We start from the raw sequence: 16,840 nt of genomic DNA on the forward strand, positions 1-16,840 counted from the left end.
CCTTAAATAAGAACGTCTGTTCTTATTATATACGAATATGCGTTCTATTATAAAGGTTTTTTTTAAAAAAATAAAACTGACTCTAGTTAGCCAGTTTTTACATATCCCAAAAATCGGTGGATTTAACGTTGGGCTTTATTTGCCTAATAACTTTTAAAATTTTTTTCATTACAGTTGGACTAGGTATGTATTCTTTATCATTGCACGCCTTTGAAACTGTAGGGCGACTTAATTTCGCGTTCCTTTCTAAATCATTTTGGGTGAAGCCATTCCGATCTAAAAAATTACCTAATTTCGTTCGGTTTTTACCTCCGAATTTCCAAAACACTTAAATCCCTCCTGAACCCATTTTCAACATTGTGGACATAAATGTAAAAAACTATTCGCATAGACGGAAAAAGTTTTTTACATAATGTACAAGCTGTCCACAATATGATGTATCAAAGCAGCTACCACGGTATTTATTAAGGTAGAAGAATAAGAGGTTACCAAAGTAAGTTGCGAATGATTACCACATTATTTATCAAGATTTCTACCAAGGTAAAACTACCACGGTATTAAGTAGATGAAGCTATGTAATATCTATATTCTAAATTCTGTTTATAAAGGGGGCATTTAAATGCGTGCTAGGAAAGAAACAATTCCTTTTCGCGAGTTTATGGATCGGTCATACAAAGATAAAGAAAAGAAAATACGTAAATACAATTCATTAAGTCCTTTCGCATTCCTTCATATGTCGGATCAGGTATTACATACTTACATTGCATTAGGAGTTATGGGAACGATTTTAATCGGAGCAGTCATGTTAGAAAAATACTTGGTGCGACATGACTATATATCGGCAGCTAAATTTGTAAGTGAAGGTATTTATCACGGAACGCGAATTGGTGGAGTTTGCTTGATTGGATATGTATTTGTTCGTATCGTAATCATGTTTTAAGGAGGGAAGGGAGTAATGGGGATTATAAAGGAGTGGCTTCGTACGCAAAGGTTAAGGAATCAGCTTATGGAGGTGTTCAGAAAAGCAGGTTTATATACGGAACATCAAACACGCGGGGGAAAAGTGCCTATTTATCCAAAGGTACATAATGTTTCTTCTTCAGCAGAAAGCGTGAGGTATGTTTTTACCATACCAAGCGGATTAGATCCACAGAAGATTGAAAAGAAGTGGTTTTGTTTTCAGCAAATATTAGGACGGAATATTACGATTGAAGGTGATGTGAAAAGATTTGTCCTACATGTATTCCGTTCAAATGCTGGGCTAAAATCGTACAATTATTGTTATAAAGAGTGGCAGCCACTATTAAAAGGTTACCGTTTACCTGTTGTGGTTGGCAGGGACCAATTCGGAAAAATGATTGCGTACGATATGATTGACTCCAATTCACCGCACTTATTAATTGCAGGGGAAACGGGAAGCGGGAAAAGTAGTATGGTACGTGTTGTACTATCCACACTCATTCAATATATGTCTCCTGATACGTTGCATTTGTATCTTGGAGATTTAAAAAACTCTGAATTTCATTTCTTGCGAAGAGTGAAGCATGTAAAAGAAGTTTGTATGGAAGAAATTGAAATGAAAATAATGCTTCAAAAGGTGTGGAAGGAAATTAGAGAACGAAGAAAACTTATGGAAGAATATGAGGTTGATCATATTGATGCCTACAACAAATTAAATCCAGATCATCAAAAACCATATATTCTACTTGCTATCGATGAAGTGGCTATGCTTAAAGATGAAAAAGAGTGTATGACTACAATTGAAAAGATTTCAGCAGTCGGTCGATCACTTGGAGTTTTTCTTATGCTTAGTATGCAGCGGCCAGATGCGAAAGTGTTAGATGGTAAGTTAAAACTAAATATGACCGTTAGAATCGGCTTTAAATGTGATAGTGCAATTAATAGTAATATCATGGGTACTCCTGGTTCAGAGCACTTAGAGCAATCTGGCCAAATGATTTTAAAACGAAATGGATTAAAGAAAGTGCAAGCTCCTTATTTGGAATTAAGTAAGGCGAAACAAATTGTTAAACCATATTGCACGTCTAAAGAGGAGAAAATACTTCAGAATTCATCGCAAGAAGAAATTCCGTTATTTGGGGTGTTAGATGATGAAGAGTAGAGATAAAGGAATTTTGAATGATTTGAAGCGATTTAGATGCATGTCCCGTGATGATATTATTGACTTGCATTTTCAAGGCTTAAAGAATGCGGTAACTTGCTGTAATACGGTTATGAAACGATTAAGAAGAGATGGCTATGTTGATGCGAATGTTTGGCAGCACCCATACATTTATTTTCCGCAACCGAGTTCTATCAGAAAGACAAGTCAAAAAACCCCTCATTTCCTTGGTATTGTGGACGTATACAAACAACTCGTTCATTATGAAAATCCTAAACTATTCAAAGTTGAACCAAAGTATGGGAAAGAATATATGGAGCCGGATGCTTTTACTATATGGCGTAGATCACCATTCTTTATTGAAGTTCAAAAATCAGTGTACAGTAAAAAAATAATGCAAGATAAGATAAACAGATACGAGTTATACTTCCATAGCCAAGAATGGCACAATGAATCCTGGCAACCGAAAGGTTCTAAATTCTTTCCTTCAATCCTTATAATTACTGACAAACATTACGACGTTCAATCTCCCCATTTTCGTATATTTCAGGCGAATTCTATAGAAAGTTTTATGAATAATTTAGCGGTGAAATCATAAAGAAAGCCTGCATAGTGCAGAGCTTTTTTCTTTTTGATAATGTATTAAGCCGTGTGTGATGCGGATTGTTAGAAGGCGGTAAATGAGGGGAGTTAATTTGAAACAAGTCATGAAATAGTAAAGAACATGAAGAAGAAAGTAATCCTTCAAATGATTTTCAATGGTTAAGCAAATATTTCATTGTATAGTGTCTAAGGGGATAATATCTCATTTGTAAGTATTTACGTAGTTAATTTTGTTATCTTACGAAAATGTAATGTGGACGTCATGTTTTTGAATTTCTCTTCAAACGAAAACAGAATAAGATTACAGTATAATAGAAAATCAAAGAGGTGAACAACATGAAAAGACATATTGCACTTTTTAGTATTTTAGTTATATTTGCAAGCTTATTAGTTGGTTGTGATATCAACCGTATGGGTAAAGATGAATATTACGTTCAAATTACAATGGATGGAAAAGAGGGAGTTTCAAAATCTATGGATGGTGAAGTGATGGGAAAGGAGTATGAATATATATTATCGGGTTTTGATAAGGAAGGTAAAGAAAAGGAGTTAGAATTTACTGCGCAAAAGAATCTTCGTAAAAAAGCATTCCTACGTGTATATCACTCAGATAAAAAAGGTGTAACAGCTTGGGAAGAAGTGCAGAAAGACGAGCTTCCTACGATAGTGGAAGGAAAATTAGGTGTGAAATAATCAGTTATTTGTGATGGTAGATTCTCCTACGTGGAGGGTTCGCCGTTTTTTCTTATATTTTATCTCTTAGTTTTCCATATAAAGTATATTAAAAAGATAGGGTAAATCTTTTTCTAAAATGATACCTCCAAAATTAATAACTTGTACGATAATCTCTGAATTATCACTAAATCCATTCATATCAACAAGTTGTCCCACATATCCGATTGTACCAATACCTTTTTAATGTAAGCATAAAAAATGCCCTTTATCTTATCTTTATCTTATCTTTACCTTATCTTTAAATTTTTATATTAAACTTTAAACCTTAAAGTATTAATGTTTAAGTCTAAAAAGGAGCGGGAGATAGATGTCCATTACATATTTTGTAAATAACCAATCACCTTTGAAAAATAGAATTTCTTATACGAGGAGGAATATATGAAGAATACGAGTAAAATAAGAATTATTATATTATTCTTTATTAGTATTTTAGGTTTAGGAACAATGCTTGGAATACTATATTTTAATCATAAAACCAATATTCATAAAAATAAAGTGCTTGCTACCGAAAAACGTTTATTGCAATATGAGCCTACCTTGAAAAAAGAATTAGAAAAATATGATTTAGGAGGGAAAACTGCAGTTTTGTTAGGAATTATGTACCAAGAGAGTAGAGGTGAGGGCAACGACCCTATGCAGTCTTCTGAGTCACTTGGATTAAGGCCAAATGAACTTCAAGAGATAAGCCTGAGTATTAAACAAGGGGTAAAACACTTTGCTCAAATGTACAAATATGGAACGGAAAAAGATGTTAGCATGGATACAATTATTCAAAGCTATAATATGGGACCAGGGTATATTGATTTTATTGCCAGCCAAGAAGATAAACAACACTCGGAAGATTCGGCTAAAAAGTTTTCTAAGATGAAAGTTGATCAAAATCCAGAGATGTACACTTGTGGTGGAAATCAAAATAATTTTAGGTATCCATATTGTTATGGTGATTTCACATATGCATCAAAGGTGAATGAAAAAACAAAACTTATTCAAGAACGTCTTCGAAATGTACATGACTCTTCTAAATAAGCTGTAGAATTAAATATTATGATACCGTCAGTTATCAACATTGAACTACCCCCATTTTTACTTCGTTTAGAAGAGGGGGATTCCTAAGTAAAGAGTTCTATCGAACTCTAATTTATTAGGCTAGCTCCACAGTCCTTGCGGTTAGAAGCCTTATCGCTTCATTCTTTAGATTGATACTTGCGTTAATATCCCTATCATGATGTGTATGACAAGAAGGGCAACCCCATTTGCGTAGGTTTAGATTTTTAACGTCTTTGTTTTGATATCCACAACAAGAACATAATTGGCTTGAAGCAAATGTTTTCGATACGACAATGATTTGTTTGCCGTACCATTTCGCTTTATATTCCAACATGGTTCGAAACTGTGACCATGATACCTCACTAATCGCTTTTGCTAACTTATGATTCTTTAACATATTCGATACTTGCAAATCTTCTATACCGATAACATCGTGGTTTTTGATGATTTCAGTTGAGATTTTGTCCAAGTAATCTTTTCTGGCATTTGCCATGTATTCATGAATTCTAGCTACCTTTACTCGTTGTTTATTCCAGCGAGAAGATCCATTCATTCTTCTAGAAAGAACACGCTGTGCTTTTACCAACTTCTCTTCTAACGATCGAAAAAACTTTGGATTTTTATAGATTGTTCCATCTGACAAAATGGCGAAATCTTTTAGTCCCACATCCATTCCAATGTAAGAATTTGTTTTCGGAAGTTCTTGCACTTCTGTTTCAACTAACAATGACACAAAGTATTTGCCAGAAGGGTTTCGTCTAACTGTAGCATTTAAAATACGTCCCTTTACTTCACGACTTTTGGCAAATCGAACAAGACCGAGTTTTGGCAATTTCATTTTGTTTCCTACAACGGCAATGTTTTCATTTGTTTGTTTTGTGGTGTAAGATTGTACGTTGTTTTTCTTAGATTTGAAATGCGGGGCACTGTTTTGTTTTTTGAAAAAGCGTGTATAAGCATCCGCAAGGTTGCGAACAGACGACTGAATCGCAATACTATCCACTTCTTTTAGCCAAACAAACTCTTTCTTCATGGCAGGAAGTTACCATATGTCAAACCTTTTCCTGTTTCTTTGTATGCATTATCCCATAGAGATAGGAAATGATTGAATACAAAACGAGAACAGCCAATTGTTTTATTGATTAGGTTCGCTTGTGCTTTATTTGGATAGATACGAAATTTATATGCTTTATTGATTATCATTCGTTTCACCCCCCATTTCGATATGTGTCTATTATACAACAAACGTATATTCGATAGGTAGTGAAGTAACAGTTTATGTATGTCGAACAATTAAGATGGCTTCCTGCCATCCCTTGTCCGAAGCAAATTCATCTCCCACCTACTCACTTCGCATTCCTGGAGGAAGGAGTCTTCTTGGCTAAAATGATAAATACACATAAACTCCTTATATCTCCAGATAAACTATGGAATAGCTCCATACAAACTCCAGATAGCGTATATACAATAACAACTATCAAGGAGGTTAGGAAAAATGAATTTTATAAAACGCGCAATTCTCAGTATGAAAAAAAGAATAGGAACATCATTAATTTTGATGGCGGTCTTTCTGATTGTTACAAACTTAGTGCTGGCAGGATTCACAATCCAAAATGCATCAAAAAAAGCTGCTGATTCAGCAAGAAAAAAACTGGGTGCTGATGTTACTTTAGGTCTTGATTTTGATAAATTAGGAAAACAAGCAAGGGAAACTGGAGAAGCGCCTAATCCGCCGCAGCTCAATACAAAAGAAACAGATCAATTAGCGAAGTCCAAGCATGTAAAAGACTATAATTATATAACCCATAATTTCGGAATTGCAGATGGATTTAAATTAGTAGGAGTTTCAGAAGGCGAAGGAGAAGGAAAAGGAAATGCTAGAGTGGCAACGGCGGGAGGATCAGGTTCAGGTACAGAAATAGATATGAATTCTTCTCTTATGATAGAAGGAGTTCGCAAGACTTTATTACAAGAAAGCTTTGAAAATGGAAAAAATAAAATCGTTGATGGAAAACCAATTACAGAACAGATGCAAGATCAGAATGTAGCTTTAATGGAAAAACGATTAGCGGAACAAAACAATTTGAAAGTAGGAGATAAAGTTAAAGTTCAATCAGGGGATAAAAAGGAAACTCTTGAAATTGAAATTATCGGTATTTACGAAACGAATGAGCAACCAATGGGTCAAAATCCCCCTCCTATGATGAATCCAGCTAATAAACTATATATGCCTTACTCTACTTTAAAAAAATTAGAAGTAGATGAAGGTATGAGTAGTATTCAAGTTGTGTACTTATTGAACGACCCACAATACATTGATGCATTTAAAAAAGAAGCAAAAAAATCTGATATTGATTTTAATTATTTTAAGTTAGATGCACATGATTCATTGTACAAACAAATGATTGGTCCTATCGAAAATATCGCTTCTACTTCTCAAATGATTATCTATATGGTATCTATTGCAGGTGCGATTATCTTAGGATTAATCATTATGTTATCGATTAAAGCACGTCGTAAGGAAATGGGGATTTTATTGTCCATTGGAGAGAAAAAATGGAAACTGATGGCGCAGTTCGTAGTAGAAGTAGTATGTATTGCTATTTTAGCATTTGGATTATCCATAACAACAGGAGCTAAAGTTTCTCAATTCGTAGGGAATAACTTACTTTCGAGTGAAATTGCTACAGCAAGCGAAGAAACAGACACCCCACAAAATGGTACTGTAATGATGTCTGGACCTGGTGGTACGCTACAAGACCAAAAAGAAGATCCAATTGATAAAATTGATGTAAGTGTAACAGGAGAAGATGTAGGGAAAATGGGGGGAATTGGACTAGCTATTGCTATATTAGCAACGCTTCTTCCAGCATTATCTATTCTACGCTTAAATCCAAAACAAATCCTTTTAAAAGATGAATAAGGAGGCTCGACATGGAGACGATTTTACAATTTAAAAACTTAGATTATTACTATGAAAGTAACGGAAAAAAAGTAACGATACTAGATAATGTTAATTTTTCTTTTCAAAAAGGGCATTTCTACACGATTTTAGGGCCATCTGGATCTGGTAAAACCACAACTCTTAGCTTAGGTTGTGGTCTAGATATACCTAAAAATGGTTATGTACTGTTTAATGGCAAGGATATTCGAAAAATTGGCTTGGATCGATACCGTAATCAAAATGTATCCGTAATTTTCCAATCCTATAATTTGATTACCTATATGACTGCTCTTCAAAATGTACTAACGGCAATGGAAATTACAGGTGTGAAGGTACAGAATAAAAAAGCAAGAGCATTAGAATTATTAGAGAAGGTAGGACTCACAGAAGTAGAAGCGAAACGAAACGTCTTGCAACTAAGTGGCGGGCAACAACAGCGTGTAGCAATTGCTAGGGCACTATCTTGCAATGTTGATTTACTTATTGCGGATGAACCAACAGGAAACCTTGATGGAGAAACAGCAAAAGAGATTATTGAGTTGTTTCAAGAGCTTGCTCATCAAGAGAATAAATGTGTAATTGTTGTTACGCATTCACAAGAAGTTGCAAAAAAATCGGATCGAGCAGTGTATTTAAGTAAAAAGAAGTTAGTAGTAAACGAAATTAATAATAGCTAAGAAAAAAGCTACTTTCGTTCTTAATTCACATAATTTTCAAAATTAAAATCTATGGATGTTAATATTTGTTATATAATATATTTGTCAAAGCATTACCCCTGTAGTTTCTATGATGAATCTGTAAGATAGTTTGTTTGTCCCGTATATTCACCTGAAACTAAAAAGAACTTGTAGAGATTCCTACAAGTTCTTTTTGTTTTAAGGGTTAAATGTGGATTTGAAATAAAGTTACGATTTTTTGAAGAGGGAAAGTAAATGGGTTCTGTTGCAAAAGTTTAGCTTAGTTTTAAACACTGTGCAACAGAACATAGATAAGTATACTTTATGATTTTAATTAAACTACGATCAGTTGTCCCGTATGCTGTTCCAATTCGGAATACTTCTGCTTTTTCAACACCAGCATACGTAGTATCTTCGGTTACCTCAATAATTTCACTCAATGGAATACAAACCTTTGCTAATTGCAATATAATTAGTAATTTTTCTTCTATGTTTTTACATCAATACCTAGCACTTTACCAAAACCTTACCATATTTAAATTACAAATTGATTATCTAGTTATATAAATTGATTAATTAAAAAACAAACTTTTTGCGCTCTTAAATTCAATTTTCAGGTTCTTTAAGCAACAAAGCATCCTTCGAAAAAAGGAAGAAAGATAGTACTGGGGCAATGGTAAACTGTAAGGGAAGAATCGTATAAGTGGGGGGAGTTCAAATGAATAGGAATTGGAGCGATTTTATCGATTTCTAAAAAAAGACTCCTTTCTTAAAAATGTGAAGGTGTAAAACGTCAATTTTAAGTGGGGGATGCATGTCGGTTGGTGTAAGCCAAAATGTTTTTTACCATATACTTGTACAGATTGATCTTTGAAAACTGAAGATATGAGGTTGGTTGCAGAAAATTCGTTGCAATCGTAAAATTTTTAACGTCCTATCGTCCCGCGCTTGCCGAAATTGCGAAAATCAAGCTAAAGTAGGAAGCGTGGTGAGGCAACGTAAAAGACACTTCAGTTCCCACCATAGGAACTACGGACGGATCCTGCTAAGATAACTGGTGGATACACCGATGTTCACAGAAATCTCCCACTTCAAAAAGGCCGCAAAGTCGTTAAGTGGGAGTAGTTCAAAATCTTACAGTTATATTTGAGTATTCAGCCCATTTTTCAATTTTGCTGGTGATATATTGCTTAACTTAATGGCGATGGAGTTAGTTCTAAGAACCTAAGAAAGCTTTAGAATACTATTATAGTTGATCAAGCACATGAACTAGGCACCTAATTATTTCAGAAGATTTCTCGATTTGTTCTGCATCAAAATCTGAAAGGTTCGCATTAAGAATATGTTTTAGTTTTTCCTCCCTTTCTAAATGACAATTTAAACCACTAGGCGTAAGCCGGACTTTGACAACTCTCCGGTCGTTATTTGAACGAACACGCTCAACGTAGCCTGCTTGTTGTAATCCATTGATTAATTGAGTAATACCAGCGGCGGTAGTTTCTGCTCGATCAGCTAATTCTTTGACTGATAATTCGCCTTCTTCAGCTAATACTTTAAGAGTTCGAGCATGGACCATTGAAACTGCTCCTAATGTACGAGTAGCTCGCCCTCTTAAACGTCCATCGGCTGCAGTCAGACTATATATAGCCTGACTAAGTTCGTCTATTGCATTTATCTTATTTATAGAATTTGTCATAATATCACCATTTTCTTATTAACTAAGTACTTAATTATATGGAGTTAACAATAACATATGGAAAAGAGTAGAGTCAAATTAAGTATAGATTTGCTGTTCTTTTCCAAGCAATAGTATATCTACTTATTTTGAATCTTAAATAAAACGACTTAGTTTATAGACTTGACAAAAGTAGATAGTATACTTCATCATATTAATTAAGTACTTAATTATTAAGTACTTAATTATATTGTAAAGGATGATTATTATGACTCAACGTTCACAATCTCAAGGATGGGCTTTAGATATAGCTCTTGCACTTGGTGGTTTTGATGCTTTGCACCCTGAAGCAAAGGCAACTATGGAACAGTTAGGACACGACCACACTGATTTTGATAAAGTATTTTCTCAAGTAAAGAGTGGAGCAATGATACCAAAAGCATGGGCCACGGTTGCTGCTCAAGCTCAAGAACGAGCAAAACATTATGAACAAAAAGGATTTACAGTTACTGCCCGTGATTTGTATCAGCGAGCTGCTGTTATGTGGGGACGTGCACAATATTCATATTTTAATGATGATCCACGAAAGTTAGCGTTTCGAGAGCGTTGTAACGAATGTGTGGCAGCTATTTCGTCACTTGGAGGGGGAACGGTACAACGTATAGTATTAGAATTTGAAGGCAAACAGATATATGCACTACTTCATTTACCTTCAGGTGAAATTCGTAATGCACCAGCAGTAATATTAGGCCCAGGTATGGATATGATTAAGGAAGACTATATACAGATTGCGCAACGCTATTATACGTCTCGTGGTATCGTAGCTCTATCAATTGAAGGACCAGGTCAAGGTGAATCTGTATCAGGAGGTCTAAAAGTTGATTTGACTAATTACGAACGCGCCGTTAGTTGTTATATCGATTTTCTATCCAAACGACCTGAGGTTGATTCAAATCGGATTGGATTTTTTGGTATCAGTATGAGTGGGTATTGGGGGATGCGCGCTGCTGCGAGTGATAATCGTATAAACGCTATAGCAACCTTTGAAGGTGTATATGGCGAATTTGATACCATCTTCAACCGAGCACAGCCGAGTTTCAAAGCAAACTTTATGTACATGTCTGGCTACACTGATGAGGTTGCCTTTGAAAACGAGCTGAGTAGCCAGATGAACCTATGGAAATTGGCTCCAAAGATTACTTGTCCAGTCTTCATGGGTATAGGAGAATTTGATGAACTAACCCGTTTGGAAGAAGCATTAAGTCTTTATGAGCTTGTAGAAGCACCAAAGGAGCTGCGCGTCTACGAGAATGAATTCCATCCGCTTGGTGGAGTAGCTGCAGAAATTTTTCGTTTTGGTGCAGAATGGGTAGAACTTGCACTTGAAGGGAACTTTAAAAATGATTATGATGAACGTTATTACATGCATCGTGATGGCGGTGTCACCGAGGGGACTGCATTTCCAACTTATTGGCTTGGTGCTCAGCCGGCTGAAATTAAAGCACGTAAAAAATGTAACACATTAAACGCTTGTAAGAGTTAACAAATGTACACCGATTCAAAAAAGGATCTGCAGTAAGTAGCAGATCCTTTTTTGTTGTGTATCTATTATTTAATTGCTGTTTTAATTATTTTCCGGCTTTAAAAGCTGTTTTGAAAAATTAATCAAACAAATATAGATAATTATTAAGAGAAATCATTATTTATCACAATAACGATTCAATTAATTTCATAAGTCGTTGTTTTGTCTGGCTCAAATAATTGTTGTTTTTAGAAGAAATTAATAATCCTATAGGCATCTGGGGATCAAATCCTTTAACCTTAAATGATATATTACCTTTGTTTAAAATAGTTCCCTTAGGAATAATACCTATTGCATTTCCAAAAACCATTTGTGGAATAAGATGTAATGCACTACAATTGTAAACTCTTTTAAAAGATAAATTATTTTCTGATAAAAAGGCATTCACAGATTGATAATAATAACAACTATTCTCTCCAATTAAAATAGGATAATTAATGATATCGAATACTTCAATTGACTCTTTGTGTAATATTGGATGGTGAGGGTTATTGACAATAAATTCAATTTGTTCATTGTAAAGTGGAGTGAAGTTCATATTGGAACTATTTTTGTTGTTTCCGCAAACAGCAAAATCAATTTTATTTTGTTCTAATAGTTGTGATAAAAGTGCTGTATTCCCTACAACAAAATCACAATGTATATATGGTTTCTCATTGTCTAAATAGTTTAATATAGATGGCATTAACTTTTTTGCAACAGATTCTGTTAGCCCTATTCTTATTCTCCCTTTTTCCTCATTACTTATGCGCTGTGCTTGAGATATTGAATAATCCCAATGCATTAATAAGTTATCTACCTCCTTTGCAAATAAAGTACCTTCCTCTGTTAATCGCGCATCCCACCCTCGATCAAATAGAAGGAAGCCAAGTTCATTCTCCAGCTTTTTTATATGTGTTGTTACAGTTGATTGAGCATAGTTTAATTTTTTTGCTGCCAGTGAAAAAGTACCTTCTTCGACAATCATCTTAAATGTATTTAACTCTTTTATTTCCATCTTCACACCCCATCTTCATCGGTTTTATTGATAATTATACGATGTATTTTCAATTATACAAATCGAGGTAATGGAAGTAAAATAAGGTCATAAGAAAGGGAGTGAAAATATGCCGTTTGTTAATGTTTATTATCCAGATGGTCAATTGAATAAAGAAGAGCTAAAAACGGTAAGTAATAGTATTCATCATTCATTGATTGAACATTTTAAAATCCCAGAAAATGATTACTTTCAAATGTTTTTACCTTACCCCCCTAATCAATTTTTTTACGATCCACATTATCTCTTAGAAGGAGAGGAAAAGAGAACAGAAAAAATAATGCATGTTTCTATTACATGTGGGCTAGGAAGAACAATAAATCAGAAAAAGAGTTTGTATCAATCCATATCAAAAACTATTTCTAATCATTTAAACATCTCTACAACAGATATTTTTATTACATTAAACGAGACATCTGTTGAAAACTGGTCATTTGGTCAAGGTATAGCACAAATGGTTAATATAAGGGAGTGAAAAAATAGTGAATGATCGTATCGAGTCCAATATACGAAAGAAAATGAGAGATATGGCTCCCGATTTTGTTGATTATAGTGAAAACATATTATTCGAAAAAGTATGGAGAGATCCTATTTTAACATCCAGAGAAAGAAGTTTATGTACACTATCTGCTCTAATTAGTATCGGTAATACTGAGCAACTACCATTTCATCTACAATTAGCTGAAAAGAATGGAATTAACGAAACGGAAATTATTGCTTTGATAACACATATGGCCTTTTACGTTGGATGGCCTAAAGCGGCTGCAACGCTAAACATGATATTGAACAAAAATGAGAATACGGTATCTAAATAATCAATCTTCTATAAAAAACAAAAATGAAATCTGCTAGATAAGAAACTAGTTTGACTAATCCAAATGCAAATAGCAGCTAATTCTGATCCAGAAAACTTACGTTTTCGCTTTATAAATCCTATTTCTCTTGCAAGTTCTTCTAAGAATACAGGTGTAACATATCGTTGTAATTCTTCTGCAAATGGTAATAATTCATCTTGAATCGAGAGATTCATAAGAAAACATCATCCTTTCTAATTTAGCTTGTTTAGAAAGGATAACGTTTTTTGATATTGGAGGGTATTAAAATCTCCTGAGTTGATGGTTATGTATGGTGACCCCATAGCCAAAGAAGTAAGAAGATATTTAGAAGTGCATTAAATTTTGAGGAAGTGCTTGTGAACCGTATCATAAATAAATGAGGTTTTGTATGTTCGATTTTTAAATAATACCCAAGAAGGAGTGGGTTGCAGTTATAGTAATACTCTATTTTTTGTATTTCTATAATAGATAATTTTTTTAAAAAACAGAATTATCTTGACAGTTATTGAATGGATTGATAAGGTTATAAAAAAATATTTCTTATCCAGAGAGGTGGAGGGACTGGCCTTATGAAACCTCAGCAACAGGTCTGCTTAAGTAGACACTGTGCTAATTCCAGCGGGTGATAATCCTGATAGATGAGAGCTTCCGTTTTTATTTGTCAGTAGCGCCCTCTTTTTTAGAGTGCGCTTTTATTTTTTTCTGGATAGTAACTAAAGGAGAGTAGAAATGGAGAACAAAAATGGGCGAGAATTTCAAAGGAAAATGCAAGCACGTCATTTAGTCATGCTATCACTTGGTGGGGTGATTGGAACTGGCTTATTCTTAAGCTCGGGTTACACTATTCAACAAGCTGGCCCGTTTGGAACAATTCTATCCTATCTGATTGGTGCGCTAGTGGTTTATCTAGTTATGCTATGTTTAGGAGAGCTTTCCGTACATATGCCTGAAACGGGCGCATTTCATAGTTATGCAGTTAAATACATTGGACCGGGTACAGGGTATACAGTAGCCTGGTTGTATTGGTTAACTTGGACTGTTGCTTTAGGTTCTGAATTTACAGCCGCAGGATTACTTATGAAGCGATGGTTTCCATCGGTTAATGTTTGGGTATGGAGTGCTCTTTTTGCCATTTTGATCTTTGTATTAAATGTCCTGACTGTTAAATTTTTCGCCGAATCCGAATTTTGGTTTTCATCGATAAAGGTTATAGCTATTGTGTTTTTTATTGTTTTAGGAGTAGCGGCAATGCTAGGGTTTCTTCCGATGACTCATTCAAAAGCAGCACCATTCTTTTCTAATTTTACAAGTGGAGGTTTATTTCCTCATGGTGCTACGGCCATTATGATGACCATGCTTGCGGTTAATTTTGCTTTTTCGGGAACAGAATTAATAGGCATTGCAGCTGGAGAAACAGCGAACCCGGAAAAAATGATACCGAAGGCCATTCGAATTACTCTGTGGAGATTAATCATCTTTTTTGTAGGAACGATTGTTGTTTTATCTGCGTTATTGCCTATTTCCGATGCAGGGGTATTAGAGAGCCCTTTTGTTGCAGTTCTAGAACGAATTGGGGTGCCATATTCAGCTGACATAATGAATTTCGTTATCTTAACAGCCATTTTATCTGCGGCAAACTCAGGCCTTTATGCCTCTTCTAGAATGCTTTGGTCGCTTGCTAATAAGAAAACGATATCCCCGATTTTTGGGAAAATGACGAAGCAAGGTGTTCCAATCAACGCCGTCATTTTCAGCATGGTGGGTGGAGCGTTGGCTTTGCTCTCAAGTATTGTGGCACCAGATACTGTCTATATCGTACTTGTTTCCATTTCCGGTCTAGCAGTAGTTATAGTTTGGATGAGTATTAGTGCTTCCCAGTTCCTATTTCGCAGACAATTTTTGAAAGAAGGAAATTCTGAAAAGGACTTGATTTATCGCACACCACTATATCCATTAGTACCAATTGCTTCTTTTATCCTTTGTCTGGCATCGTGTATTGGAATTGCATTCGATCCAACACAGAGAATTGCCTTATATTGCGGCATACCGTTTATTTTATTTTGCTATGGAAGTTATTATCTAACAAAAAATCTAAAAAAGAGGGGCGTAGATTATGTCGAACAAAATCAACCCAATTGATGCTATTTTATCCCAACATTCCATTATGCTTCTTGACGGAGCATTAGCTACTGAATTGGAGGCGCATGGATGTAATTTGGACGATCCCCTTTGGTCGGCACGTGTGTTACTAGAAAATCCGGAACTAATCTATCAGGTTCATTCGGACTATTTTCGTGCTGGAGCGGACTGTGCCATAACAGCAAGCTATCAAGCTACTATTAGTGGTTTTTCCGCGCGTGGAATACAAGAACAGGAAGCTTTGGAATTAATTAAGAAAACGGTGTTACTCGCAAGAAGGGCAAGAGATGATTTTTGGAAGGAAAATACGCGAACGAATAGGCCTAAACCATTGGTTGTTGCATCAGTTGGACCGTACGGGGCTTACCTTGCAGATGGTTCAGAGTATGTAGGCAACTATGGTGTGACAGATAAAACATTAGCAGACTTTCACCGTTCGAGAATGTCTGCGTTAATCGAAGCAGGTGCAGATCTATTGGCATTTGAAACGATCCCTTCCCTGCAAGAAGCAAGAGTATTAGATACATTATTGCGTGAATTTCCAGCAACATATGCGTGGCTTTCCTTTTCGCTAAAAAATGAGAAAGAGGTTAGTGAAGGTTTGAAACTCGTGGAGTGTGCACGAGTTTTTGAGAAAAGTGAACAAATTGTAGCGATAGGCATCAATTGTGCGCCAGTAACCGTTGTGACTGGTGCAATCCAAGAGTTGAGGGCAAACACCAAAAAACCGATTATTGTTTATCCAAACTCTGGTGAAACTTATAATCCAGAAACAAAAACATGGCATGGTCATGAACAATGTAACGCGTTGGATATTCAATCTGAAGAGTGGTACCAAGCAGGTGCACGTTTAATAGGTGGATGCTGTAGAACGACACCTTATCACATTGAGGAGATATCGAACAAGTGGCGTTCTTCCGAGTTTTTCTATTCGAACGAAGCAAAACAGTAATGTAATGGATGATAATCTAACTTTGTGTGTATTTTCGTGATTTTGCTTGTTCAGAAATCTACAGTTACGTCTAGTGGCACAAAATGTCTTTTCAGAGACACAAATGTGGATGGTAGCCTCGGGAATCCAGTGGACTTTTGGGTACCTTAGGTATGGAAAGGAATCAGGGAAAATAAAAACCGCTAGTTTAATAGATATGGTAGACAACACGCTGAATCTTTTAATGAAGATGTAGTTGATCCAATTGAAGGTGAAGGGGACCATTTATTCGTAATTAAAGTTAACGAAGAGGTTAATTTAGTTATTCAAAAAATAGTTCAGTAACTATATGAAAATTTGTTGTAGTAGTAAATGTGGTCATATTGTTGTAAAAAAGGATAGATGTAAACAGGTATACTCTCCTGTTCATCTATCCTTTCCTTTTTACCTTATAAAATGTGTGACATTATATTCAATCGCATAAATATAGAATTTCATTACTATTTCCTTGAC

The 16,840-nt window shown here is 35.2% G+C and carries 15 protein-coding genes, 3 pseudogenes and 1 riboswitch; of the genes and pseudogenes, 12 read left to right on the forward strand and 6 right to left on the reverse strand.

Annotation, left to right across the window (positions count from 1 at the left end; genetic code table 11):
• Positions 1–97 precede the first annotated feature (97 nt).
• On the reverse strand, positions 98–328 hold the full coding sequence (locus tag MHH59_RS28950; RefSeq protein ID WP_340853475.1) for a helix-turn-helix domain-containing protein: 231 nt from the start codon (positions 326–328) through the stop codon (positions 98–100).
• A gap of 291 nt (positions 329–619) precedes the next feature.
• Between MHH59_RS28950 and MHH59_RS28955 the strand changes: the two genes are divergently transcribed.
• From MHH59_RS28955 to MHH59_RS28975, 5 genes are all read left to right on the forward strand, one after another.
• Complete coding sequence (locus MHH59_RS28955; protein WP_002069793.1) at positions 620–940, forward strand: hypothetical protein; 321 nt, start codon at positions 620–622, stop codon at positions 938–940.
• 15 nt (positions 941–955) lie between these two features.
• Entirely contained in the window at positions 956–2,122 is a 1,167-nt protein-coding gene (locus tag MHH59_RS28960; RefSeq protein ID WP_340853479.1) for an FtsK/SpoIIIE domain-containing protein, read from the forward strand.
• Between the two features lie 22 nt (positions 2,123–2,144).
• Positions 2,145–2,720: a replication-relaxation family protein gene (locus MHH59_RS28965; RefSeq protein ID WP_016096731.1), complete on the forward strand. Its 576-nt coding sequence runs from the start codon at positions 2,145–2,147 to the stop codon at positions 2,718–2,720.
• A gap of 341 nt (positions 2,721–3,061) precedes the next feature.
• Positions 3,062–3,418 carry a YxeA family protein gene (locus MHH59_RS28970; RefSeq protein WP_016096730.1) on the forward strand — a complete coding sequence of 119 codons (357 nt, stop codon included), beginning with the start codon at positions 3,062–3,064 and terminating at the stop codon, positions 3,416–3,418.
• Positions 3,419–3,838: 420 nt separating this feature from the next.
• Positions 3,839–4,486, forward strand: coding sequence for a lysozyme family protein (locus MHH59_RS28975; RefSeq protein WP_201055205.1), 648 nt, complete (start codon positions 3,839–3,841; stop codon positions 4,484–4,486).
• A 115-nt stretch (positions 4,487–4,601) separates the two neighbouring features.
• Here MHH59_RS28975 and tnpB read toward each other — a convergent pair.
• Positions 4,602–5,710: pseudogene (gene tnpB, locus MHH59_RS28980) on the reverse strand (IS200/IS605 family element RNA-guided endonuclease TnpB).
• Between the two features lie 292 nt (positions 5,711–6,002).
• Between tnpB and MHH59_RS28985 the strand changes: the two are divergent.
• Together MHH59_RS28985 and MHH59_RS28990 are read left to right on the forward strand one after the other, a co-directional pair.
• Entirely contained in the window at positions 6,003–7,430 is a 1,428-nt protein-coding gene (locus MHH59_RS28985) for an ABC transporter permease (RefSeq protein WP_002090396.1), read from the forward strand.
• Positions 7,431–7,441: 11 nt separating this feature from the next.
• Positions 7,442–8,128 (forward strand): ABC transporter ATP-binding protein, encoded by a 687-nt coding sequence (locus tag MHH59_RS28990; RefSeq protein ID WP_002090397.1) that lies wholly within the window; start codon positions 7,442–7,444, stop codon positions 8,126–8,128.
• Between the two features lie 275 nt (positions 8,129–8,403).
• On the opposite strand, the pseudogene MHH59_RS28995 reads toward MHH59_RS28990, so the two are convergent.
• Together MHH59_RS28995 and MHH59_RS29000 are read right to left on the reverse strand one after the other, a co-directional pair.
• Positions 8,404–8,642 (reverse strand): annotated as a pseudogene (locus MHH59_RS28995) (SunI/YnzG family protein).
• A 732-nt stretch (positions 8,643–9,374) separates the two neighbouring features.
• Entirely contained in the window at positions 9,375–9,824 is a 450-nt protein-coding gene (locus tag MHH59_RS29000) for a MarR family winged helix-turn-helix transcriptional regulator (protein WP_201055213.1), read from the reverse strand.
• Positions 9,825–10,071: 247 nt separating this feature from the next.
• Between MHH59_RS29000 and MHH59_RS29005 the strand changes: the two genes are divergently transcribed.
• Entirely contained in the window at positions 10,072–11,346 is a 1,275-nt protein-coding gene (locus MHH59_RS29005; RefSeq protein WP_151304105.1) for an alpha/beta hydrolase, read from the forward strand.
• Between the two features lie 163 nt (positions 11,347–11,509).
• Here MHH59_RS29005 and MHH59_RS29010 read toward each other — a convergent pair whose 3' ends face one another.
• On the reverse strand, positions 11,510–12,382 hold the full coding sequence (locus MHH59_RS29010; RefSeq protein WP_201055214.1) for a LysR family transcriptional regulator: 873 nt from the start codon (positions 12,380–12,382) through the stop codon (positions 11,510–11,512).
• 109 nt (positions 12,383–12,491) lie between these two features.
• On the opposite strand from MHH59_RS29010, the gene MHH59_RS29015 reads away from it, so the two are divergent.
• On the forward strand, positions 12,492–12,896 hold the full coding sequence (locus MHH59_RS29015; RefSeq protein WP_201055215.1) for a tautomerase family protein: 405 nt from the start codon (positions 12,492–12,494) through the stop codon (positions 12,894–12,896).
• Positions 12,897–12,903: 7 nt separating this feature from the next.
• Entirely contained in the window at positions 12,904–13,236 is a 333-nt protein-coding gene (locus MHH59_RS29020; RefSeq protein WP_012259796.1) for a carboxymuconolactone decarboxylase family protein, read from the forward strand.
• A 50-nt stretch (positions 13,237–13,286) separates the two neighbouring features.
• On the opposite strand, the pseudogene MHH59_RS29025 reads toward MHH59_RS29020, so the two are convergent.
• Positions 13,287–13,451, reverse strand: a pseudogene (locus tag MHH59_RS29025) (IS4 family transposase); the annotation flags it as partial.
• Between the two features lie 343 nt (positions 13,452–13,794).
• A riboswitch (SAM riboswitch) is annotated at positions 13,795–13,902 on the forward strand.
• Positions 13,903–13,986: 84 nt separating this feature from the next.
• On the opposite strand from MHH59_RS29025, the gene mmuP reads away from it, so the two are divergent.
• Together mmuP and mmuM are read left to right on the forward strand one after the other, a co-directional pair.
• Complete coding sequence (gene mmuP / locus MHH59_RS29030; protein ID WP_078205350.1) at positions 13,987–15,396, forward strand: S-methylmethionine permease; 1,410 nt, start codon at positions 13,987–13,989, stop codon at positions 15,394–15,396.
• Positions 15,371–16,348 carry a homocysteine S-methyltransferase gene (gene mmuM, locus MHH59_RS29035; protein ID WP_201055218.1) on the forward strand — a complete coding sequence of 326 codons (978 nt, stop codon included), beginning with the start codon at positions 15,371–15,373 and terminating at the stop codon, positions 16,346–16,348. The genes mmuP and mmuM overlap by 26 nt, the downstream gene beginning before the upstream one ends.
• Positions 16,349–16,840: the final 492 nt, after the last annotated feature.

Source organism: Bacillus sp. FSL E2-0195 (assembly GCF_038003645.1).
In the GTDB taxonomy this organism is placed as follows: Bacteria; Bacillota; Bacilli; order Bacillales; family Bacillaceae_G; genus Bacillus_A; species Bacillus_A mycoides.